The organism is Mesorhizobium sp. CA15 (genome assembly GCF_020165215.1).
In the GTDB taxonomy this organism is placed as follows: Bacteria; Pseudomonadota; Alphaproteobacteria; order Rhizobiales; family Rhizobiaceae; genus Mesorhizobium.
Genome location: NZ_JAIUHQ010000006.1, coordinates 96,493 through 118,942, shown reverse-complemented (window position 1 = coordinate 118,942; position 22,450 = coordinate 96,493). Strand labels below are relative to the sequence as shown.

The window sequence follows — 22,450 nt, the reverse complement described above, 5'->3', positions numbered from 1 at the left end:
CGACCATTCGGTCGCGCAAAGACGGCTTCCCTCGCCGTGAAGGCCTATTCGAACGAATAGGTAAATCCTTCCGGCGACGCGCCGACGATGACTTTCGCCATCTTCTTGCCCTCGAGCGAGCGGTTGAGGACGCCGCGGCTGAGTTCCGGCAGCAGCGTGTTGGTGAGGATGGCGTCGATCATGCGGCCGCCGGATTCGATCTCCGTGCAGCGCGCCTTGACCAGGTCCATGACACCGTCGCCGATCACCAGCTCGGCGTCGTTGGTATCCTTGAGGCGCTTGGCGATCTTGCCGAACTGGTGACGGGCGATCGCCTCGATCATGGAATCCGACAACGGGTAATAGGGTATCGTGACGACGCGGCCCAGGAAGGCGGCCGGGAAGACCTTCAGCAGCGGGGCGCGCAGCGCGGTATCGAGATCGTCGATGCCGGTCCGCACCGTGCCTTTCTTCGTGCGATCCATGATGACGTCGGATCCGACATTCGAGGTGAGCAGGATCAGCGTGTTCTTGAAGTCGATGCGACGGCCTTCGCTGTCGTCCATCATGCCCTTGTCGAAGACCTGGAAGAAGATCTCGTGCACGTCGGGATGCGCCTTCTCGACCTCGTCGAGCAGGATCACCGAATAGGGTTTTCTGCGCACCGCCTCAGTCAGGATGCCGCCCTTGCCGTAGCCGACATAGCCGGGCGGCGCGCCCTTGAGCGTCGAGACGGTGTGCGCTTCCTGGAACTCCGACATGTTGATCGAGATCAGGTTCTGTTCGCCGCCATAGAGCGTCTCGGCAAGCGCCAGCGCGGTCTCGGTCTTGCCGACGCCGGAGGGGCCGCAAAGCAGGAAGACGCCGACCGGTTTTTCCGGCGCGCCGAGGCCGGCGCGGCTGGTCTGCACGCGCCGGGCGATCATCTCCATCGCGTGATCCTGGCCGACGACGCGCTCGGACAGGGTCGCGGCGAGCCTGAGCGCCTTTTCGGTCTGGCTGGAGAGCATGCGTCCGGTCGGGATGCCGGTCCAATCCTGCACCACGGCGGCGACCGCATTGCGGTCGACCGAGGGCAGGATGAGCGGTGTCTCGCCTTGCGCCGCGGCAAGATCGGCCATCAGCTCGCGCAATCGCGCGAGATTGGCAGCGGCTTCGTCTGCCGGCTCGGCGGACACCGCTTCGGCCTTCGCAGCCTTGGCGTTCGTGGCCTCGGCATTCCTGGTCTCGGCAGGCTTGCCGTCGCCAGTCTTGCTCTCGCCGATCTTGCTCTCGGGCGCCGTTTGCTCAGGCGCCTTTGCCGCGCCCTCCGCGCTCTCGGCCTCCGCAGTGACCTCATCGTCGGCCGCATCGAGCGGCACGCCCTCGCCGCGCAATTTTGCGCGCAGGTCGAGTATCTCGGCCACCAAGGCCTTTTCCCGGTCCCAGCGCGCCTGGGCAGCGGCCAAAGCAGTCTCGGTTTCCGCCAGTCCGGCGTCGACACGGGCCTGCCGGTCGGCGACGTCGATGCCGATCGCGGCTTCGCGGCCAATGATGCCGCTCTCGACCTCGAGTGCCTGGCGGCGGCGCAGGATGTCCTCGACCTCGGCCGGCGTCGCATGCTGCGAGACCGCGACGCGGGCGCAGGCGGTGTCGAGCAGGCTGACCGCCTTGTCCGGCAATTGCCTGGCCGGGATGTAGCGGTGCGAGAGCGAGACCGCGGCCTCGATCGCCTCGTCCAGGATCTGCACCTTATGGTGCTGCTCCAGCACGCTGGCAACGCCGCGCAACATCAGCACGGCCACCGCTTCCGAGGGCTCATCGATCTTGACCACCTGGAAACGGCGGGTGAGCGCCGGGTCCTTCTCAATATGCTGCTTGTACTCAGCCCAGGTCGTGGCCGCGATGGTGCGAAGCTCGCCGCGCGCCAATGCCGGTTTCAGGAGATTGGCGGCATCGCCGGTCCCGGCCGCGCCGCCGGCGCCGATCAGCGTATGCGCCTCGTCGATGAACAGGATGATCGGCACCTCTGAGGCTTGGACCTCGTCGATGACCGCCTTCAGCCGCTTCTCGAACTCGCCCTTGACGCTGGCGCCGGCCTGCATCAGCCCGACATCGAGCATGCGCACGCTGACATTCTGCAGCGTCGGCGGCACGTCGCCCTGGGCGATCCGCAGCGCAAAACCCTCGACCACCGCGGTCTTGCCGACGCCGGCCTCGCCAGTCAGGATCGGGTTATTTTGCCGACGGCGCATAAGGATATCGACGATCTGCCTTATTTCCGGGTCGCGGCCGACGACAGGGTCGATCTTGCCGTCGCGGGCGCGCTGGGTGAGGTCGGTGGCGTATTTCGCCAGCGCCGAATCCCCGCCCGGACCGCGCTTCATCGGCGTCTCGGCAGCGTGCTCGGCGGGCGGTGAGCCGGCCTCGAGCGAGCCTTCGGTGACATCGGCGAAGCGGGAGATGACCCCATCGGCGTCGATCTTGTCGAATTCGGCGCTGATCTTGGAGACCAGGCCTTCCAGCACCGGCGTCTTCAGGCAGGCAAGCAGGATATGGGCGCTGCGCACTTCCTCGACGCCGAACTCCAGCGTCGCAAGGTTCCATCCTTCCTGGATGGCGTGGAAGATGTGGTCGGAGAATTCCTCCACCGAGGTGGCGCCGTAGGGCAGCTTATCGATGGCTCGGGTCATGTCGGCCGTCAGCCGGCTGGCATCCAGTCCGGCGTCGGCGATGATCATCTGCACATCCGAGCGTTCTGACAGCACCAACTGCTGGATGAAATGGACAAGCTCGACATAAGGATTGCCGCGCAGCTTGGCCGTGTCAGCCGCGGCCTTGAAGGCGCGCACCCCGGTGGCGTTCAGCTTGGCAACCAGTTCCTTACGCTTGAAGCTCTGCGATGACCGGCGCTGTTCCATCGAACCTGCTCCCGCAACCTGCCGACCGTACCCTGCCATATAAGCGGCTGCTTGACAAAGCCGCATGGCGGATAAGGTTTTTGAATCTATCCGGGCGGCACCGCCCGGATACACAAGCCTTGCAAACTCGTGGCCAACAAACACGATTGCTGCCCGGGCTATGCGAGCCATTTCACATACCGGGTCCGGCAATCGCGCAATGGGTTTCGCCGAAGAGAACGGTCGCGTTTAGCTTCCGTTAGTTTTTGCGCAGGTGCTCAATTGTCGTCGCGCGAAGCCGGTGATAACGTTACGTTACATAGGGGTCTCAGGGCCGCTGGCTGGGGGTTGGTGTGATTGATCTCGCACTCTGGCTGAATCCTCTGAACGGTGAGAATCCGTCGGGAGAGGACTTGCGCAACGACCCGGCCTTTCATGAGCTGGAGCGCCTGGCCGAGCCTCAGCTCAAAGTTGTCCATGACGGTAACGGCAAGCCCACCTCGCAACCCAGTCCTGTCGACTGGGCGGCGGTGCTCGAAAAGGCCGAAGAGTTGCGCGCCCGCGGCCGGGACCTGCGCCTGCTGGTCATCGTCGCGCGGGCCTTGGCCAACGAGGAAGGGCTGGCCGGCCTCGCCCAGGGCCTGACGCTGATCGCGCGAACCTTTGAGCAGTATTGGGACACCATGCACCCGTCGCTGCGGACAGGCGCGCCGCGCGATGCTGCCTTGCGGCGCATCAACGCGCTGCTCGATCTGCAGAACGGCCACGAAGGCTTGCTGGCGAACCTCAGGCAGATGGTCTTCTTCTCCCCGCGCGCGATCGGACCGATTAGCGGCCGGGACCTCGAACAGGCTGCGCTCGACGAACGCGTCATGCTCCAGGAAGCGGCCTCTGGCCTTGGGGCCGCCGAAAAGGCGGCGCTGACGAGCGCCCACAATCAGCTGTTGAACCGCGTGCGCACCGGATGCGCGGCGCAAATCGATCAAGCAGCGGATGTGATGACCTCGCTGCTCGCCGACGCGCGGGCCGCGATCGCTGCCCTCGACGCGGTGGACGCCGCGCTCAACGCCCGCATCGATGGCCATGGCGCCACTGTCCCGGAATTGAAGAAGTTCCTGCAGCGTTTGCTGACGACGCTGGAGCGGAATTCCGGTGCCGGCGCCACGGCGAATGGTGCCGCGAAGGCCGCTCCGCAGGCGGCGGCGGAACCAGCAATGCCCGCCCGCAACGGTCATGGAGCCGAGACGATGGCAAGTGTGGCAAGCGCCGTGGAAGCGAGCACCGGTCTGCCGGACCGGATCAACTCGCGCGACGAGGTCGTCAAATGCCTCGACCTCGTGGTCGCCTTCTACGACCGCACCGAGCCGTCCAGCCCCATCCCGCATCTCGCCCGGCGCGTGCGCCGGATGGTGCACATGGATTTCGTGGAACTGATGGAAGATCTCGCCCCGTCGGGGCTGAAGGAGTTCCGGCTGCTTGCCGGCGTTCCCGATCCCAAGAAGCCGGCCCAGAAGGATGAAAGGTAGAAAAGCATGCCAGCAGAGAGCAAAGCGAAGGTCATCGAAAGAAACCGCGCGCCGCGCGTGCAGATCGCCTACGACGTCGAAACCTACGGCAGCCCGACGACGATCGAACTGCCGTTCGTCATGGCCGTGATGGCCGATCTTGCCGGCGCGTCGCAGACCAAGGAAGCGTCGAAGTCGGTGCTTGACCGCAACTTCGTCGAAACCGACGCCAACCGCTTCCCGAAATTCATGGAGGCGATGGGGCCGCGCGTGAAGGCGCGGGTGAAGAACACGCTGCCGCAGGCCGAGGGCCAGGAGCGTGAGGAAGAGCTCATGGTCGATCTCACCTTCTCCAAGATGGGTGACTTCGCGCCGGACAAGATCGCCGAGCAGGTCCCGCAACTGGCCGAGATCCTGAAGATGCGCCGTCAGCTCGAGGAGCTGCTGGGCTTCATGGACGGCCGCGTCGACGCCGAAAAGCGCATCGCGCAGCTTTTGAACAACGAGCCGCTGCTGAGCAAGATCGCCAGCCAGGCGATGGATGACGGCAAGGGCGAGGAGTAAGTCATGGCCGAACAGCAAAAGACCGCAGCCGCCACCGCCGAGGCGGAAGCCATCGATCTCGGCGAATTCAGCGGACTCCTTGAAAAGGATTTCAAGGTCAAGAAGGACGACAGCGAGAAGCTGCAGCAACTGGTGCGCAACCTGGCTTTGGCCGCACAGTCGCGCTCCGAGACCACAACCATCTCTTCCAATGCGATCAAGTCGATCAAGTCGCTGATCGCCGGCATCGACAAGATGCTGACGACGCAGGTCAACGAGATCCTGCATGCGCCGGAAGTGCGCGAAATGGAAGGCACGTGGCGCGGCCTCTGGTACCTGATCAACAACACCGAGACCGATACCAAGCTGAAGATCCGGGTGATGAACATCTCCAAGGAGCAGCTGGCCGACACGCTCGAAGACTATGAAGGCCAGATGTGGGACCAGAGCCCGATCTTCAAGAAGGTCTACACGGACGAGTATTCGATGCTGGGCGGCGAGCCGATCGGCTGCATCATCGGCGCCTATGAGTTCTCCAACCACCCGCGCGACGTCGGCCTGCTGCGCAACATTTCCGGCGTCTGCGCCTCGGCGCACACGCCGTTCATCGCCGCCGCCTCGCCGCGGCTGTTCCGCATGGACAGCTGGCAGGAACTGCCCAACCCGCAGGACCTGCAGATGATCGTGAACAACCCGGCCTATGCCTCGTGGCAGTCGCTGCGCGAGAGCGAGGACGCCCGCTATATCGGGCTCACGATGCCGCGCGTGCTGGCACGCCTGCCCTACGGCTCGGAGACCGTTCCGGTGAAGGGCTTCACCTTCGAAGAAGAAGTGGGTGGCGACCACAACAAATATGTCTGGATGAATGCCGCCTTCCCGATGGGCGTCAATATCAACCGCAGCCACAAGCTCTATGGCTGGGGCACCCAGATCCGCGGCGTCGAGAATGGCGGCACGGTGCTGAACCTGCCGGTGCACGCCTTCCCGACCGACGACGGCTCGATCGCGATGAAATGCCCGACCGAAGTCGCCATCGACGACCGGCGCGAGGCGGAACTGGCGAAACTCGGCCTGATGCCGATCCTGCACCGCAAGAATACCGACCTCGCGGCCTTCATCGGCGCGCATTCGCTGCAGGACGACGAGACGCGCGCCGGGCGCCTGGTCGATCCGGACGCGCAGGCGAACGAACGGCTGAGCGCCAACCTGCCCTATCTGTTCCCGGTCTCGCGCTTCGCGCACTACCTCAAGGCGATTGCGCGCGACAAGATCGGCTCGTTCAAGGAACGCACCGACATGGAGATCTGGTTGACCGAATGGATCAACCGGTATGTGCTGGCCAATCCAGCCTTTGCCGATGACAAGGCGCGCGCCAAGCGCCCGCTCGCTGCGGCCGAGGTCCAGGTCGACAGCGTCGAGGGCCGGCCCGGTTACTACAATGCCCGTTTCTACCTGCGTCCGCACTACCAGCTGGAAGGCATCAACGCCTCGCTCCGGCTGGTATCGGAACTGCCGTCGGTGAAGGGCTGAAAATCGTTAAGCAAAGTCATCTTGTTTGTAGCGGTGGAGAAAGACAATGCCAGAGAGAACCGATGCGCCTTCGACGAAGATCGACGGCTTCCTGAAAGTCCCGGACATCAAAGGCCCGAGCAAGCGCGACGGCCATGAAGACGAAATCGAGATCCATGGCGTCGACTATAAGATGATCGCGCCCTACGACCCGAATTCGCTCTCGCGGCGCGGCCGCGTGTCGATGGGTATGATCAAATTCATCAAGCATTACGACAAGTCGTCGCCCTATCTGAAGAAGGCACTGTTCGAGAACAAGGCGCTCGACGAGGTGGTGTTCTCGGCACGCCGCACCATCGACGGCGAGACCAGCGACTATCTGGTGGTGACGCTCACCGACGCCTCGATCATGGAATACGACATGCGGCAGGCGCACGACGAACCAGACCTGATCGAGGAAGAGGTCAGCTTCGCCTACAAGAAAATCAAGTTCGTCTACGACAAGGACGACGAGATCGAAATGGACGTCTATGTCGGCAAGTGAGGCCAAGCGGCCGGCCGCGAAGGCGCAGCTCGCCGGCAGCTCTCGGGCAAAGCGCGAGGCCGTCCAGCCCTCCCTCTGGGACCGCCTTGTCAACGATTTGCCCGGGCTGACGTCGGAGATCGATGGGCTGCGCCGCCTGCTGGATGAAGAACTCGGCGCCGAGCGCGTCGAGGCCCTTCTTGCCGGCAGCGCCCGCGTCATCGATGCCGATGCGGAATTGACGCCCGAGCAGAAACGGCGACTGCACAGGCTGGTCTTCCAGACCGAGCACCGCACCGAGATCGAAAGCCGCGGCGTGGTGGTGTCGGCGCGCGTGCTCAGGGAAGCGGTCCGGCGCGATATCGAGGCCCTGTTCAACACAGAGCGTTTCGAGTCCGTCCCGATGCTTTCCGACGCCGAGCATGAACAGTCCTTGGACGAATTGCCGCCGCTTGCCGATTTTCCGGAGGTGCGGCGCAGCGTCGTCAATTACGGCGTGCCGTCCTTTTCGGGCCGTTCGTCGCGGGATTTCGACCGCGATACTTTAGCGCGCGAAATCCGTGCGGTGCTCGCCACTTTTGAGCCGCGCCTCAAGGAAAGCGCCACGACCGTCAACGTCACGCTTGGCGACAAGACCGTCGGTCTCAAGATCGAGATCGACGCCGTGCTGATCATGACGCCGACGCCGGAACGCATGCGGCTGCGCACCACGATCAATCTCGACAACGGCCTGGCGCGAACCGAATTCCGGGAGACCTGAGATGGATCGGGTCTTCGTGGAGTATTACGAAGAGGAACTGACCCATATCCGCGCGCTGGCCGCGGAATTCGCCGACATGCATCCGGCGGTGGCCCGCAACCTTTCCCTCGATACCGTCCCCTGCCCCGATCCCTATGTCGAACGGCTGCTCGACGGCGTGGCCTTTCTTGCCGCGCGCACGCGGCTGAAGGTCGACGCCGAGCGCTCGCGCTTCTCGCGCGCCGTGCTCGACGTGCTCTATCCCGACCTTGTGACGCCGGCGCCGGCGACGGCGATGGCCGTGCTGAAACCTGGACAGCAGGTGCAATCGATGATCGCCGGCCATGCCGTGGCGCGCGGCACGCGGTTGGTTTCCGGCCTGCATCCTGGGCTCTCGACGCGCTCGACCTTCACCACCGCGCAAGAGGTCACGCTGTGGCCGATCGCGATCAATTCGGTCAGCTATTTCCAGGACCGCAGCGCGCTCGCCGCCGCCGGCATCGCGCCGGTCGGCGGCGTGCGCGGCGAAGCGGCATTCCGCATCGCGCTTACCCGGACCGGAAAGGGCAAGCTCAGCGAATTGTCGCTCGACCGCCTCGATCTCTATTTCGCCGGACGCGCCAAGGCGCCGCTCATCTTCGACGCGATCTTCGGCGCCTGTTCGGCCGTCGGCGCGCGGCCGGAAGGCAAGACCAATCCGCTCGCCGCGCTGCCCGAGCCCGAAATGGTCGGGATCCACGACGATGAAGCGCTGATGCCGCGCACGCGGCCGACCTTTGAGGGATACCGGCTGCTGCGCGAATATTTCATGATCCCCGAACGCTTCCACTATGTGCGCGTCGCCGGCCTGCAGCCGGTGGTGCGCAAGTGCGATGGGGGAATGGAGATCGTCCTCCTGTTCCGGCGTCCCGTGCCGGAGCTCGCCGATGTGACAGCGGCCGATTTCGAGCTGTTCGCGACGCCGATCATCAATCTGTTCGAACGCGAGTGCAACGTCATCGAGATCGATCCGCGCCGGACGCGCCAGGTGCTGCACGCCGACCGCACCCGGGCGCGCGATTTCGAGATCTTCCGGGTCACTCGGGTGGAAGACGCCGATGCCGAAGGCAGCGAGGCGACCATCCCCGAACTGTTCAGCCTGGGACAGAACCGCGGCAGCGGCTGGGTCTATTCCGCCGAGCGGCGCCCGCGGCGGGCCACGGAGGATGAACGGCGCGACGGCCTGACCCGCACCTCCTACACCGGCGACGATGTCTTTATCGCAGTCTCGCGTCCGGCCGGCAGCCAGCCGAACCGGCCGCTCAAGCGGCTCGACGTGATGGCGCTCTGCACCAACCGCGACCTGCCGATCCTGGACGATACGCCGTCGCTGACGCTGGAGACCGCCGACCCGGTGGAAGCGGTACGCCTGCTCGGCGCGCTGCGACCGCCGCAGCCGGCGATCCCGGCGGCGCTGCCGGCCGGCGCCGAAGGCGAATCCCGCGCCGACAATCTCGCCTGGCGGCTGGTGGCGCAGCTCTCGCTCAATTTCCTGAGCCTCGCCAAAGAAGGCCGCGGCGTCGATCCGCTGCATGCCTTGCTCGACCTCTATGCCGATCGTGGTGATCCGAGCCTTGCCCGCAACGTGCATTCGATCACCCGGATCGATTCGCGGCCGGTGATCGAGCGGCTCAAGATCGACGGGCCGATGTGTTTCGGACGCGGCACCGAGGTGACCCTGCATGTCGATCAGTCGGTTCTGGCGGGCCAGAGCACGCTGCTGCTTTCGGCCCTGCTGGCGCGGCTGTTTGCCCGCCATGCCGGGATAAACGGTTTCGTGCGGACGCGTACGCGGCTGCTGCAGAAGCAGGAGGATGTGCCATGGCCGATGACGCCCGGCAATCGCTACCTGATCTAGCGCAGCCCGCCCCAGCCGAGGCCGAGGCGCTGTCGGAGAGCTTCGACTTCTTCGAGCTGTTGCGCCGCCTGGAGCAGCGGCGCGGACTGTTCGGGCATTCCGGAACCGCGGACCGTGAGCCGGCAAGGCTCGGCCAACATGTGCGCCTGAGCTTCTCGGCCAGGGACGTGATCAAATTCCAGGACGCCAGGGACAAGGCTCCGGCGCGGGTGACGATCGCCAATCTCGGCCTGCTCGGGCCGGAAGGGCCGATGCCGCTGCATCTGACGCGCTGGGTGCTCGACCGGCTGTCGCAGCGCTGGTTCAGCGGCGCCGACGCCGAGCAGACCAGCGACACGACCTTCGTCGACTTCGTCAACATCCTGCAGCATCGCATGATCGCGCTCTACTACCGCGCATGGGCCGATGCGCATCCGGCGGTGCAGGTCGAACGTTCGGTCGGCGGGCGCGTGCGCGCCATGCTGGAGGCCATGGCTGGCATCGGCCTTCCCGGCACGCAGGATTCCGAACTCGATGCGGTGCGGCTGCGCCAGGCCGGGTCGCTGGCCAACCAGGTCGACGGCGCGGAGCGGCTGACGCTTTTTCTCGCCACGGCCTTCAAGGTGCCGGTTGAAATCAAGGAATTCGTCGCCGCCTGGATCACCATTCCCACGGCGCTGCAGAGCCGCGTCGGCAAGGCCTATGCGGCGCTCGGCGGCGGGGCAACGATCGGCCCGCGCGTCTTCAGCCGGCAGAGCCGGATCGAATTGCGCGTCGGCCCGCTGAGCCTCGACGACTTCAAATCGTTCCTGCCTGGAGAACGGCGCCTTGCCCTGTTCAAGAAGGCAGTGCGCGACATGATCGGCGAGGCGCTGGACGTCGATCTCAGGGTCGTGCTCGCGCGCGAGGCGGTACCCGCGCCGAAGATGGGAACCATCCAGCTCGGCCGTACCTCCTGGCTTTCGCGCCCTGTCGAAAAGGGCGACGCCGACGATCTCAGGCTGCGCACCATCGTCGGTTGGCGACCGGACATGGCGGAGGCAGCCTGATGAGCCTCCTGCTGACCCTGGAACAAGGCCCGCGCTCGCAGGTGGTCAGACAGGCCCGGCTGGACGAGGGCGAGCTGGTGATCGGCCGCAGCGCCGATGCCGGCTGGCAGATCGACGATCCGGACATGTTCGTCTCACGCGCGCACTGCAAGATCAGCGGCGGCCGCGACGGCTATTACGTCACCGACACGTCGAGCAGCGGACTGTTCATCGACGATTCCGACAGCCCGCTCGGCACCGGCAGGTCGACGCGCCTGCAAAGCGGCATGCGGCTGCGCATGGGCGACTATGTGCTTCATGTCGAGGTGCAGCCCAGCGCCGGCCACACCTCCATCGGTCAGGCGCCGATCGCCAATGCCGCGCCGGCATGGTCGCCACAATCGCGGACGCCGGCCAGCATCGGCGGCGACGACTTCTTCTCGGCCAAGGTCGAGGAAGAGCCGCTGCGGCCGCGCCCGGCCGGGCTGCCGGATCCGTTCGAGCAGCCTGTGCCCGGAGCTTACGATCGCAGTTCCAACCAGCGCAGCTCGCCCGCCTTCGACGACCCGTTTAGCCTCGATCCGGTGGCGACGCCGGCATCGAACAACGAGCCCGCCGTCGGTCGGTCGGATCCGTTCGGCTTCGGCGACATGCCGTTGCGCAGCGACACGCCCGAACCCGCGGCGAAACCGTCCGGCTTCGACGATTTCGGCTTCGGGCCGGCCGCGGCGCCCGCTTCCAGCAACAGTGCCGATCCAGCTGGCCGCGTCGAGCGGCCCGCGGAGAAGCCGCAGGCCGCCCGTCCATGGGAGATGCCGGTGCGGGCCGAACCCGGTGCGCCGCCGCGTCCCGCTCCCAAACCGTCACGTCCGATGCAACCGGCGCCCAGCGACATGGCGTTGCGCGCGGCGTTCCTGCGCGGCATGGGCGTCGAGGAGGCCGATTTCCCCGGGCGCGATCCGATCGCCGAAATGGAGAAGTTCGGGCGCGAATACAGGCTGATGCTCGATGGGCTGATGCAGCTCTTGCGCAAGCGCGCCGAGGAAAAGGGCAGCGCGCGCGTCGCCCAGACCATGGTCGGCGCCTCCGAGGTCAACCCGCTCAAATTCCTGCCGACGGTCGAGGATGTCATCGTCACCATCATCGCGGAACGCAGCCCCGGCTTTTTGTCCGGCGAGGCGGCGATCGGCGACGCGGTGAAGGACCTCGCGCAGCACCACGTGCGCGCCTGGCGCGGTGTGCAGGCGGCGCTGCGGCGCATGATCGACCGCTTCGATCCGGCCGCGATCGAGGAAGAGCTCAAGTCCAATTCGGCGATCGGCAATCTGCTTGCCGGCGGGCGCAATGCCAAGCTGTGGGAGCTTTACCAGAAACGCCATCGCGACATCGCCCAGAGCGCGGAATCGAGCTTCCTGGGCGAGATCGGCGCAGATTTCAGGGACGCATACGAAGAGGAGTAGGGACATGATCGACAGACGTGAATTCATCGTCGCCATCGGCGCGACGGGGCTGCTTGCGGCTTGCCAGAGCGGCCCGCCGAAACCATCGGTCATCTCGGTCAACGTGACCGGTGGCGCGGGCATGAATCCGGGACCGGGCGGCGGCGACAGGCCGGTGACCGTGCTGGTGATGCGGCTTGCCAGCACAGGCAAGTTCAACTCGGCCGATTATTTTGCGCTGCAGGGCGATGCCGGCTCGGCGCTGGGCGCCGACCTCATCGGATCGGACGCGATCTCGGTCGCTCCGGGCAAGACGGCGGCCAAGACCATCACGGTCGAACCGAACGCGACGGCGCTCGGCTTCGTCGCGCTGATCCGCGAGCCAGGCGGACGCAATTGGCGCACGACCAAGTCGGTATCGCCGGGGTCGAAATTCACCATCAACGTCAGCCTCGGCAAGGGCGGCATTTCCGCCTGACGACGAGACAGCACGGCAGTGCAGAGAGCAGTGGCATGAGCGACGCAAACAGGGTGCTGTGGTCCGAGGGACTCTTCTTGAGGACCCAGCACTTCCAGCAGCAGGACCGGTTCTTCGAGGGGATGGTGCGCGGCGCGTTGCAGGCCGGCCAGCTCCATACGTTCGGCTTCCAGCAGCTGACGCTCGACCAGTCGCTGCTCGATGCCGGCCAGGTGTCGATCGTGTCCGCCCGGGGCATCTTCCCGGACGGCACGCCCTTCTCCATTCCGGAACTGATGGACGCGCCGAAGCCGCTGCCGGTCACGGCCGACACCGGCGCCGGGCCGGTGCTGGTGGCGTTGCCGCTCGAGCCGCCCGGCGGCGTCGGCTTCGATCCGGCGCATTCCGCGTCGACGGGCGCGCGCTACCACGGCAAGATCGTTGCGGTGCGCGATGCCGTGCAGGGCGGTGCCGATCCGGAGGAGATCGAGATCGCGCGGCCGCAAGCGGTGCTGCTGGCGCCCGGCAAATCGGTCGGCGGCTACACGGCGCTGCCGGTCGCCGACATCAAAGGCGTGCGCGCCGATGGCGGCGTCTCGCTCGACCAGGCCTTCCTGCCGCCGACGCTGATCACCGGCGCCGTCCACTGGTATCGGCAATTGCTGCAGGAGGTCGTCACCGGCCTTGACCAGATCGCCGAGGCGCATGGCAAGATGGTGATGGGCGGGGCCGGCCGCAGCGTCGAGGACCTTTTGATGCTGCACCTCGCCAATGCCGCGCGGCCGCGCCTTGCGCATATGCTGGCGCAGGATGTCTTCCATCCGGCCGAGCTCTATCTCGAGCTTGCCGGCCTCGCCGGCGAGATGGCCACCTACGGCTCGAGCTCGCGGCGGCTCGGAGAGCTGCCGGCCTACGACCACATGGCGCCCGGCCCCGCCTATATGGCGCTGGCCGACGCCTTGCGTTCGCTCATCCTCAGCCTGCGCTACATCGAGCCGAAGTCGCGCGCGCTGCCGGTCATGCGGCACGCGACCAATGTGTGGAAGGTGCGCATCGACAACCCGAAGCTTTTGGTCGCCAGCCGCATCGTCATCCGCGTCGGCTCCGAGCTTTCGGAGGATGCGCTGCGCAAGATCTTTGTCAACCAGGCGACGGTCGGCTCCGCCGACCAGTTCGAAGGCCTATGGAAGTCGCGCCTGCCGGGCATTCCGCTGAAACCGCTGCATTCGCAGCCGCGCGAGATCCCGTATGACGGCGACAGGCTGTGCCTGGAGCTCGACCAGAAGAGCGAGCATTGGGCCTCGCTGCTCGACGCGCCCGGCTTCGTCATCGGTGTTTCCGGTGTACTGCCGAGCGAGCCGCAGGTCGACTGCTATTCGGTGAACAGGTGAGGCCATGAGCCGGGATGATCCTTTCGGACTGTCGGAGGATCGCGAGCGAACCCGCATCCGGCTGACGGGTGCCGCGCCCCGGCCGATGGCGCCGCTGGCGCCCGGCGCGCCGGTCAAACGGGCGCGTGCCCATCCCAACACGCTGATCAACATCTTCGCGCCGCTGCTCGAATTCGCGCCGGAACTCGAAAGCGCGCTGGCGCCGGAGAACCCGGAAGTCATGCGCACGCGCCTGCTCGACGAGCTGGTGCGGGCGCGCGATGCCGCTGTTGCCGCGGGCTCGTCGCTGGAGCGCGCCGACCAGGCGGCTTGGGCGGTGGCGGCGCTGCTCGACGATCTCGCGCTCAACACGCCGTGGGGCGGCGCCAGCGCCTGGCCGCGCCAGCCGCTGGTGGTCATGCTGCACGGCGATGTCGATGCCGGCACCCAGTTCTTCACCCGCCTCGACGAGCTGGAGCGGCATCCCAACCGCGACCGCGAAATGCTGGAGCTGCAATATTACTGCCTTGCGCTCGGCTTCCGCGGCAAGTACCGCGTGCCCGGCCGCGCCGGCGACCGTTCGCTCAATGCCGTGCGCGTGGCGGCGGCGCGCTTCCTGCGCAATGCGGACGCCGAGGACGCACCGCTGTCGCCGAACTGGAAAGGCGTGATCGCCTCCGACGAGCCGCAGCGCTTCATCGTGCCCATCTGGGTGATGGCGCTTGCCGCGATCGTCGTCGCCGCAGCCGCCTATATCGGCCTGTCGATGGGCCTGAGCAGCCAGGCGGTCGAGCTCTCCGCGCTGGTGCGCACGCTGCCGCCGGCCTCGCGCGGCGACATCACCCGCGCCGCGCCCAAGCAGGATGCACCCGCGCCCGAGCCGCAGCCGGTCGATTTCGCGCTGCTGCCGGAATTCAAGGCCGAGGCGCCGGACAACCTCAAAGGGGCGCTCAGCGGCACCGAGAGCGTCTCGCTGGCCAAGCTGATCATCCAGTCCTCCAATCCCGAGCTGTTCCAGTCTTCCCGACCGACGCTGACGGAAGGCTACGAGCCGCTGATCGCAGCGATCGCCAAGGTGATCCTGGACAATAAGGAACTGATCGGAAAAATCACCGTCGTTGGCCATACCGACAATGTGCGCCTGCAAAAGTCCAACCCGCTGGCCAGCAACCAGCGGCTGTCGGAAGCGCGCGCCGAAACCATAGCCAAGCTTCTGGTGCAGGCCGGCGTGCCGCCGGAGAGCATCTCTTCCGAGGGCCGCGCCGAAACCGATCCGGTGGCCGACAACTCGACGCGCGAGGGCCGCGCGCTCAACCGGCGCGTAGAGGTTCTGGTCGAGAAGAGGCTCTGAGATGTTCATCCTGCGCTTCCTCTGGGCCGTCATCACCTCGCGTTTTCTCTGGACGCTGATCGGCATCGCGCTGCTTTCGCTGCTGATCTGGGTGTTCGGCCCGATCGTGCAGGTCGGCCCTTACGCGCCGTTCGAATCCGACAATGTGCGCATCGCCATCATCGCCGGGCTGATCATCCTGTGGCTGATCTGGCTGATCATCGCGCAGCGCCGCGCAATCCGCGCCAACCGCATGTTCGTCGCCGAGATCGCGGCGCCGGTCGCCGAAAAGCAGCTTACGCCCGGCGAGGAAAGCGTGGCCGCCGTCGGCGCCAAGTTCGGCGAGGTGATGGCGGAGCTGAAGCGCCGTAAGCTCGGCGGCAGAAAATTCCTGCGCGAGATGCCCTGGTATGTGATCGTCGGTCCGCCGGCCACCGGCAAGACCACGGCATTGCGCCAGTCGGGCCTCAATTTTCCGATCGACCTCACGGACGACCTGCAGGGCGTCGGCGGCACGCGCAATTGCGACTGGTTCTTCTCCGAGAACGCGGTGCTGATCGACACGGCGGGCCGCTACGTCCAGCAGGAAAGCCAGCCGGATGTCGACGCGGCGGAGTGGCTGGGCTTCCTCGACCTTCTAAAGAAGCACCGAGGCCGGCGCGCGCTCAACGGGGTGATCGTGGCGTTGTCGATCGATGCGCTGTCGGAGGGCGACGACGCGATCAAGGCGCATGGCAGAAAGATCCGCCGCCGGCTGGCGGAGCTGAACGACCGGCTGGAGATCCGCCTTCCTGTCTACCTGATGCTGACCAAGGCCGATCTGATCAAAGGGTTCGAAGCGTTCTTCGGCGGCTTGTCGACCACGGCGCGCGAGCAGGTGTGGGGAACCACTTTCCCGCTCGATGCCCGTGTCAGTGCCGGCACGATCCAGACGGAACTCGCCAGGCTTGCCACCGAACTGGAGCGGCGGCTGGTGCCGCGGCTGGAGGACGAGGACAAGCTTGGCCAGCGCGCCGAGATCTTCCGCTTCCCGGCGCAACTGGCGAGCCTCTCCGAGCCGATCCAGGTGCTGGTCGAGGCGATGTTCGGCGAGAGCCGCTATGAGGAAGCCGCCTGGCTGCGCGGCCTCTATCTGACCTCGGCGACGCAGGAAGGCGCGCCGATCGACCGGCTGACGGCGGCGCTGTCCTCATCGTTCGGGCTGCCGCCGCGTCGCGCCATGCCGGCGGCGCGCGTCGAGAAGCGCAGCTTCTTCCTCAGGAATCTGCTCACCGAAGTGATCTTCAAGGAAGCCGGCCTCGGCACATTCGATCCGTTGGCGCAGCGCCGCCGCGCCTGGATCTGGCGCGGAGCCGCCGCCGCCTGTGCGCTCGCCGCCCTGCTCGCCGGCGGACTGTTCACCTGGTCCTATCTCGACAACCGCAATGCGATCGCCGAACAGGCCGGCCAATTCGAGGCGCTGCAGGCGCCGCTCACGGACGTCGCGGCGATGCCGGCCGCGGTCGAGCAGCCGACCATGGACGGCGCGCTGGCGGCAATGGACGCGGTGGCCACGGCCCGCACGGCACCGCCGGATGCCGTCCACAACCTGCTCGGCCCGACCGCCTCGGCCGAGCTCATACGCGCGCAGACCGATACCTACGACCATGTGCTGCGCAACGTGCTGGAGCCGCATATGGTCGCGTTGCTGGAGGCGACGATGTGGCGGCAGATCCGCGATCCGGATTTCATGCTCGGCGCGCTGAAAACCTACCGGATGATGACCGGCCTGTCGCAGATGGATACCGACTTCGTGCAGAACTGGTGGGTGAACAGCCTGCCACAATTCGCGCCGGCCGCACCCTTCCCGACCGCCGATGCCGAAGAGCACCAGCTTGCCGCGATCCGCCGCATGGCGGTCGACGACAGCTACATCGCGCCGGACAAGGAGCTGGTCGCCGAGGCGCTGAAGACGGTCTGCACGATCTCGCTGCCGGAGCGCGCCTACAAGCAGCTTCTGGCCGACCCGGAAGTGGCGGCGGTCAAGGAATGGGTGCCGGCGAATTTCGCCGGACCGAACGGCGCCAAGGTGTTCGCGCGCCGCTCCGACAAGACGCTGCGCGTCGGCGTTCCGGGCCCCTATACCTATGCCGGCTTCCACGACGCGATCCTCGACCGGGTCGAAGATGTCGCCGGACAGGCGGCGCTCGACCGCGCGGTATTTGCCGGCGGCTGTTCGGAGAATTCGGAGACGTCGGTCTCGGCGCTGTCGGAAGACATTCTGAAGCTCTATTACGACGACTATATCGCGCAGTGGGATAGTTTCCTGCGTGACATGCGGCTGGCGCCGCTGACCGACCTCAACGTCGCCAGCGAGAACCTCAAGGATCTTTCCAGCGCCGACTCCGCGCTGAAGCGCCTGCTCACCGCGGTGGTGCAGGAGACCGACCTGACCCGTTCCGACGAGGCGTCGGCCGACGACAAGAGCGGCGCTGCCAAGACCGGCTCGAAGCTTTTGAGCAAGCTCGGCAAATTGGGCAAGGTGGTGAAGACGGGAGCGAAATTGCTGCCCCGCGCGGGCTCGGCCGATCAGGTCGACATGACCGGCAGCCTGGTGGCCGAGCACTTCAAGCCGCTCAAGGGCACGATCGCCCAGGTCGACGGCCAGCCGCCGGCGCTCGACGCCGCCATCGTGGCGCTCACGGCCCTGTCCAATGTGTTGCAGACGGTGACCGCCAACCCCGATCCGCAAGACGCCATCAAGAAACAGGGTGGGCTTGCCGAACTGACAGGCGCAGTCGCAAGGCAGGCGCAGATCCTGCCCTCGCCGATCAACGACTGGCTGGGCGGAATTGCCGGCGACACAAGCGGCCTGTCGCAGAAGGCCGTCACCAACGAGCTCAACGCCATCTGGCGCGCCGACATCCTGCCCTTCTGTCAGGCGGCGCTCAACAACCGCTATCCGTTCAGCCCCGACAGCGCGGTCGACGTCAATGTGCGCGACTTCCAGCGCCTGTTCGGCCCGACCGGGCTGATCGACGCCTTCACCAATGACCATCTGATCAACTATGTCGACACCGCCAGCGAGCCATGGAAATGGCGCGCCGATTTCGGCCTCGACCCGGCGGCGCTGGCGGCGTTCGAGCAGGCGCGCCACATTCGCGACGATCTGTTCCCCGGCGGCACCGGTCCCGTGATGAATTTCACGCTGGAACCCAAGGATCTGTCGCCCAACGTGGCGCGGGTGACGCTCAACCTCGATGGCCAGAACCTCGTCTACTACAACAACGCAACCAGGCCGCAGCCGATGACATGGCCGGGCAAGGACGGCACCGGCGTGATCTCGCTCGCCTTCCAGCCGGTCGACGGCTCGCCCGAGGTGATGCTCAACGAGACCGGCAGCTGGGCGTGGCTGAGGATGCTGCGCGGCGGCCGCTTCAACGCGACCAAGCTCACCGACGTCTACAGCCTGCGGCTCGGCACCAAGGGGATGTGGGCCGATTTCGAGCTCAAGGCGGCCAGCGTCGAGAACCCTTACACGCTCGAAATGTTCAAGAAGTTCACATGTCCGCCGCAGATCTGATCCTGCCCGGCTTCTACGGCAAGATGCCCGCCGCCGGCGATTTCGTGACGCGCCGGCTGCCGGGCGATTTCGTGCGCGTGTGGGACCGCTGGCTGGCGCAACATATCGTGCCGCTGTTCGGGGTGGAAACCTGGCCGGCGGACACGGCGCTGCGGTTTCTGGCCGGCCCTGGTTCCTTCGGCGCCTCGGCAGGCATCGTGCTGCAAAGCGCCGACCGGGTCGGCCGGCGGTTCCCGCTCAGCGTCGTCGCCCGGATTTCGGAGGCGCCGCTGAAGCTGGCTTATGCGGATAGGTGGTTTGACGGCATCGAGAATGCCGCCCTCGCCGCGCAACGGGGCGAGCTGACGCCCGACGAACTCGACGCGGCGCTTGCGGACCTGCCCATTCCGCCCGTCGAGGGTGAGGGCGATGTCATCGACGGCCTCGTGGCATGGACGGCGCATACGGATATTTTCGACGTCGATCCGCAGGCGCCGCAGCCGGTGCTGGAGCAGATTTTCGCGGCTAGTTGGGAGACCAGCTGATGCAGATCTGGAACCAGATGGGCTATCCGCACCAGTTCACTATGGGCATGGACAAGGCCGGCCATGAATGGCTCGTCGTCGTGGTGAAGGGTACGTTCGACTTTCCTGAGAAGCCTGGCGGACTGGTGCAGAAATCGGCCGAGCAGGTGCCGCTGGTGATGGCCGACACGCACACCGGCGTGCCGGGCTATTCGGCGACGCTGTGGGAGACGGATTTCGCCTTCCGTAAGCCGCGCTGCGATGTCATCGCCAATGGCTGCGCCTATGCGCCGGGAGGGCGCCCGGCCGAGCGCGTGCCGGTCGGCATCAAAGCCGGCAACTGGTCGAAGCTGTTCGAAGTCGTCGGCCACCGCGAATGGCGTGCTATCGGGCCCGTGTTCACTGCAACGGCGCCGCAGCCCTTCCTGAAACTGCCGATCTCCTACAACGTCGCCTGGGGTGGCGTCGACCGGCTGGATCCGGAGGACAAGCTGCCTGCCAGCTACAAACACAATCCGGTCGGCACCGGCTGGTCGCGAACCAGGAACCAGCGTCTCATTCCTGGCCTGCGGCTGCCGAACACGCAGGCCGTTGGTGAAGAGATCCGTTCACCCTTCGGCGACTACAAGCCGATGAGCTTCGGGCCGATGGGCCGCGGCTGGCCTGGCCGCATTGAATATGGCGGCACCTATGACGACAACTGGACGAAGAACATTTTTCCGTTCCTGCCGCCGGACTTCGACGAACGCTATTTCCAGATGGCGCCTGAGGACCAGCAGATCGATCACCCGCATGGCGGCGAGGAGATTGCGCTTGTGAACCTCACGCCCGATGGGCGTGTTAGCTTTCGGCTGCCGTCGACTGCATTGCCCATCACCTTGTTCAAGGGGAACCAAAAGGCCTACGAAGGTGATATTTTTCCCGACACCGTCCTCCTTGACCCCGAAAGGCGTCGCTTCTCGCTGGTCTGGCGCGTCTCACAGCGAATCCAGCGGACCATCCTCGATTTCTCCGAGTGCTGGGTCGGTCCGCCCACGCCGGCAATGCTGAAGGCGCGCGCGACAGGCCGCACCTATATCCGCGCCAACGGCACGGCGCCGGAGGAGGAGGAAGCATGACCTCCCCGGTCGAGATCGTTTCGGTTGGTATGGTGACGGCCGTTGGCCTTGACGCGCCCTCAGCCTGCGCAGCGATGCGCGCTCGGCTCGATGGCTTCCAGGAAACCCGTTTCGTGGGCTCACCCGCGGGCTGGCTTACGGGTGCGCCGGTGCCGCTGCCACGCAACTGGATCGGCGAAAAACGAATGGCCCACCTAGCAGCAGGGGCGATATCGGAAGCGTTCGGAAATCATCCGCAAGCTCGAGGGCAGACGGCGCTCATCCTCTGCCTACCGGAGGAGGATCGCCCCGGCCGCCCGGTCCGGGACAATCTCGCCTTGCTCCGCCGGATCAGCGAAATCGTCGAGATCGAACCTCATCTGCGTTCTCGCATCGTGGCTTATGGACGTCCTTCCGGGCACGTAGCGTTCGATCAAGCGCGCAGACTGCTTGCATCTGGCGAAGCTCCCTATGTCATGATTGCAGGCGTCGACAGCTATCTGACCGGATCAACAATTTCCCACTACCTCAGCAAGCGCCGCTTGCTTACGGCGGATAATTCCAACGGCTTCATTCCAGGCGAAGCCGCTGCGGCCATTCTCTGCTCGAGACCGCAGGGTAACGGTTTCCGGCTGTTCGGGCTCGGTCTTTCGCGCGAGGAGGCTTCTATTTACAACGACCAAGATCTGCCGTTGCGCGCCGATGGCATGACGGCTGCCTACGATGCGGCGTTCCACGAAACCGGGATTGATATGAACCGGCTCGGCTATCGCATCGCCGACCTGATCGGCGAGCAATACTGGTTCAAGCAGACCGCGCTGGCCTCGATCCGCCTGCTGCGGGGGCGCCATGAGTTCCAGGACCTATGGTCGCCCGCGGAGTCTCTGGGCAACATCGGTGCCGCAGCCGTTCCGCTTATGGTAGGCATGGCGTGGACCGCAGCCGGCAAAGGATATGCCGCCGGCAATCCGGTCCTCATCGAGGCGTCTTCCGACGCAGGTGCGTGCGGCGCCGCGGTGTTCGCTTACGGGAGAAGGGCATGACCGTCTACGCCAATAGTCTTGAGATTGCCTGCAAAGCGCAGGCTAACCAGGTCATCGCGGCCTTTCCTTACGTCTGCTTCACCCCGCCACAAACTCCGGCAACACCGCCCGGCGTCCCGGTACCCTATCCAACGTTTGGAATGGACAGCGACACGGACAACGGAACAGGCACAGTCAAGATCGGCGGAAAGACTGTCACGCAGAAAAACAAATCTTACTACACCAGATGTAGCGGCAACGAGGCGGGCTGCGCGCCAAAGAAAAACATCATCACCTCGGTCAATACGGGCAAGGAATACGCCCATGCCTGGTCCGGCGACGTCAAGATGGATGGCGAGCCGATCAGCCGTTTCACCGACATTTCATCGAACGATCACGCCTCCCCTACCGCGGGCGGACCTCCAATGCCGAAGGTCGCTACGGCCACGCCGGCAACCTTCAAATGCTCGGATCTCGAGATAAAGCCGTACAAGGAGCTGGAATGCCCGGAAGGCTATGAAAAGGAGCATACCGTTGAGGTCCAGTTCTTCACGGCCGAAGGTGTGCGCGACCTGACTCTGGACTGCTGCAAGGACTACGACGACAAAGAAGCGCCATGCATTTGCATGAAGGCGAAATGGATGGCGGGCGAAGCGGCAAAAGCCAAGGCTGCGGGCGCGCCCGGCAAAAAGGTGGTCGGCAAGAAGCGCAAAACCCCGCACAATAAAAAGTCTGCGGATGCCCGCAACTGGCTGAGCAACAATTCTGCCGGCAAGCTGGGCGATTTTACTGACGAATGCGTGAACAGCACGGTGAAAAACCTTGACGACCCCAAGATTCCGCCTGCCGTGCACGCCGCTGCCACAGAATGCCTCAAGACTGCGAACATGGAATACTTGAAGAAGAGCATGAACAAGTCCGAGAAACAGGTGAAGGACAAGAAAGCCTGCCACGGGACTTGCCCTAAGGCGAAGGATCAGGCTCGTCTTGTTCAAGTCGCCAAAAAGCGCCTCAGGAAGGCGGCGGGTGGGGAATCCGTCGTTGTGACAGCCGCGGATGTGGCCCCCTCGAAAGTTTCCTGCTAGCCGG

17 protein-coding genes are annotated in these 22,450 nt (G+C 65.5%); 16 read left to right on the top strand and 1 reads right to left on the bottom strand.

All coding sequences use genetic code 11. The features are described from left to right. Positions 1 to 44 precede the first annotated feature (44 nt). On the bottom strand, positions 45 to 2,879 hold the full coding sequence (gene tssH, locus LB515_RS13065; RefSeq protein ID WP_224707959.1) for a type VI secretion system ATPase TssH: 2,835 nt from the start codon (positions 2,877 to 2,879) through the stop codon (positions 45 to 47). 332 nt (positions 2,880 to 3,211) lie between these two features. On the opposite strand from tssH, the gene tssA reads away from it, so the two are divergent. From tssA to LB515_RS12985, 16 genes are read left to right on the top strand one after another with little or no spacing between them, the layout of a single operon-like run. Then, positions 3,212 to 4,384: a type VI secretion system protein TssA gene (gene tssA / locus LB515_RS13060; protein ID WP_224707958.1), complete on the top strand. Its 1,173-nt coding sequence runs from the start codon at positions 3,212 to 3,214 to the stop codon at positions 4,382 to 4,384. Between the two features lie 6 nt (positions 4,385 to 4,390). After that, positions 4,391 to 4,927: a type VI secretion system contractile sheath small subunit gene (gene tssB / locus LB515_RS13055; RefSeq protein ID WP_095765809.1), complete on the top strand. Its 537-nt coding sequence runs from the start codon at positions 4,391 to 4,393 to the stop codon at positions 4,925 to 4,927. A 3-nt stretch (positions 4,928 to 4,930) separates the two neighbouring features. Then, positions 4,931 to 6,436, top strand: a complete 1,506-nt coding sequence (gene tssC, locus LB515_RS13050) for a type VI secretion system contractile sheath large subunit (protein WP_042638543.1) — start codon at positions 4,931 to 4,933, stop codon at positions 6,434 to 6,436. Positions 6,437 to 6,482: 46 nt separating this feature from the next. Next, positions 6,483 to 6,959, top strand: a complete 477-nt coding sequence (locus tag LB515_RS13045) for an Hcp family type VI secretion system effector (protein WP_095765810.1) — start codon at positions 6,483 to 6,485, stop codon at positions 6,957 to 6,959. Beyond that, positions 6,946 to 7,698, top strand: a complete 753-nt coding sequence (gene tssE / locus LB515_RS13040; protein WP_224707957.1) for a type VI secretion system baseplate subunit TssE — start codon at positions 6,946 to 6,948, stop codon at positions 7,696 to 7,698. The genes LB515_RS13045 and tssE overlap by 14 nt, the downstream gene beginning before the upstream one ends. A 1-nt stretch (position 7,699) precedes the next feature. Then, positions 7,700 to 9,574, top strand: coding sequence for a type VI secretion system baseplate subunit TssF (gene tssF / locus LB515_RS13035; RefSeq protein ID WP_224523579.1), 1,875 nt, complete (start codon positions 7,700 to 7,702; stop codon positions 9,572 to 9,574). Continuing rightward, the gene (tssG, locus tag LB515_RS13030; RefSeq protein ID WP_224707956.1) at positions 9,538 to 10,602 is read left to right on the top strand and encodes a type VI secretion system baseplate subunit TssG; all 1,065 of its coding nucleotides are present in this window, start codon (positions 9,538 to 9,540) and stop codon (positions 10,600 to 10,602) included. The genes tssF and tssG overlap by 37 nt, the downstream gene beginning before the upstream one ends. Further along, entirely contained in the window at positions 10,602 to 12,041 is a 1,440-nt protein-coding gene (gene tagH, locus LB515_RS13025; RefSeq protein WP_224707955.1) for a type VI secretion system-associated FHA domain protein TagH, read from the top strand. Before tssG ends, tagH begins: the two co-directional genes overlap by 1 nt. A gap of 4 nt (positions 12,042 to 12,045) precedes the next feature. After that, entirely contained in the window at positions 12,046 to 12,498 is a 453-nt protein-coding gene (tssJ, locus tag LB515_RS13020; RefSeq protein ID WP_095765815.1) for a type VI secretion system lipoprotein TssJ, read from the top strand. Positions 12,499 to 12,533: 35 nt separating this feature from the next. After that, positions 12,534 to 13,868 carry a type VI secretion system baseplate subunit TssK gene (tssK, locus tag LB515_RS13015; protein WP_095765816.1) on the top strand — a complete coding sequence of 445 codons (1,335 nt, stop codon included), beginning with the start codon at positions 12,534 to 12,536 and terminating at the stop codon, positions 13,866 to 13,868. A 4-nt stretch (positions 13,869 to 13,872) separates the two neighbouring features. Beyond that, complete coding sequence (icmH, locus tag LB515_RS13010; RefSeq protein WP_224707954.1) at positions 13,873 to 15,198, top strand: type IVB secretion system protein IcmH/DotU; 1,326 nt, start codon at positions 13,873 to 13,875, stop codon at positions 15,196 to 15,198. Position 15,199: 1 nt separating this feature from the next. After that, complete coding sequence (tssM, locus tag LB515_RS13005; protein ID WP_224707953.1) at positions 15,200 to 18,739, top strand: type VI secretion system membrane subunit TssM; 3,540 nt, start codon at positions 15,200 to 15,202, stop codon at positions 18,737 to 18,739. Beyond that, positions 18,721 to 19,263, top strand: coding sequence for a type VI secretion system-associated protein TagF (gene tagF, locus LB515_RS13000; RefSeq protein ID WP_224707952.1), 543 nt, complete (start codon positions 18,721 to 18,723; stop codon positions 19,261 to 19,263). Before tssM ends, tagF begins: the two co-directional genes overlap by 19 nt. Continuing rightward, positions 19,263 to 20,360: a DUF2169 domain-containing protein gene (locus LB515_RS12995; RefSeq protein ID WP_224707951.1), complete on the top strand. Its 1,098-nt coding sequence runs from the start codon at positions 19,263 to 19,265 to the stop codon at positions 20,358 to 20,360. The genes tagF and LB515_RS12995 overlap by 1 nt, the downstream gene beginning before the upstream one ends. After that, on the top strand, positions 20,357 to 21,382 hold the full coding sequence (locus LB515_RS12990) for a beta-ketoacyl synthase N-terminal-like domain-containing protein (RefSeq protein ID WP_140844110.1): 1,026 nt from the start codon (positions 20,357 to 20,359) through the stop codon (positions 21,380 to 21,382). Before LB515_RS12995 ends, LB515_RS12990 begins: the two co-directional genes overlap by 4 nt. Then, positions 21,379 to 22,446: a PAAR-like domain-containing protein gene (locus tag LB515_RS12985; RefSeq protein ID WP_140844108.1), complete on the top strand. Its 1,068-nt coding sequence runs from the start codon at positions 21,379 to 21,381 to the stop codon at positions 22,444 to 22,446. Before LB515_RS12990 ends, LB515_RS12985 begins: the two co-directional genes overlap by 4 nt. The last annotated feature ends 4 nt before the right edge of the window (positions 22,447 to 22,450 follow it).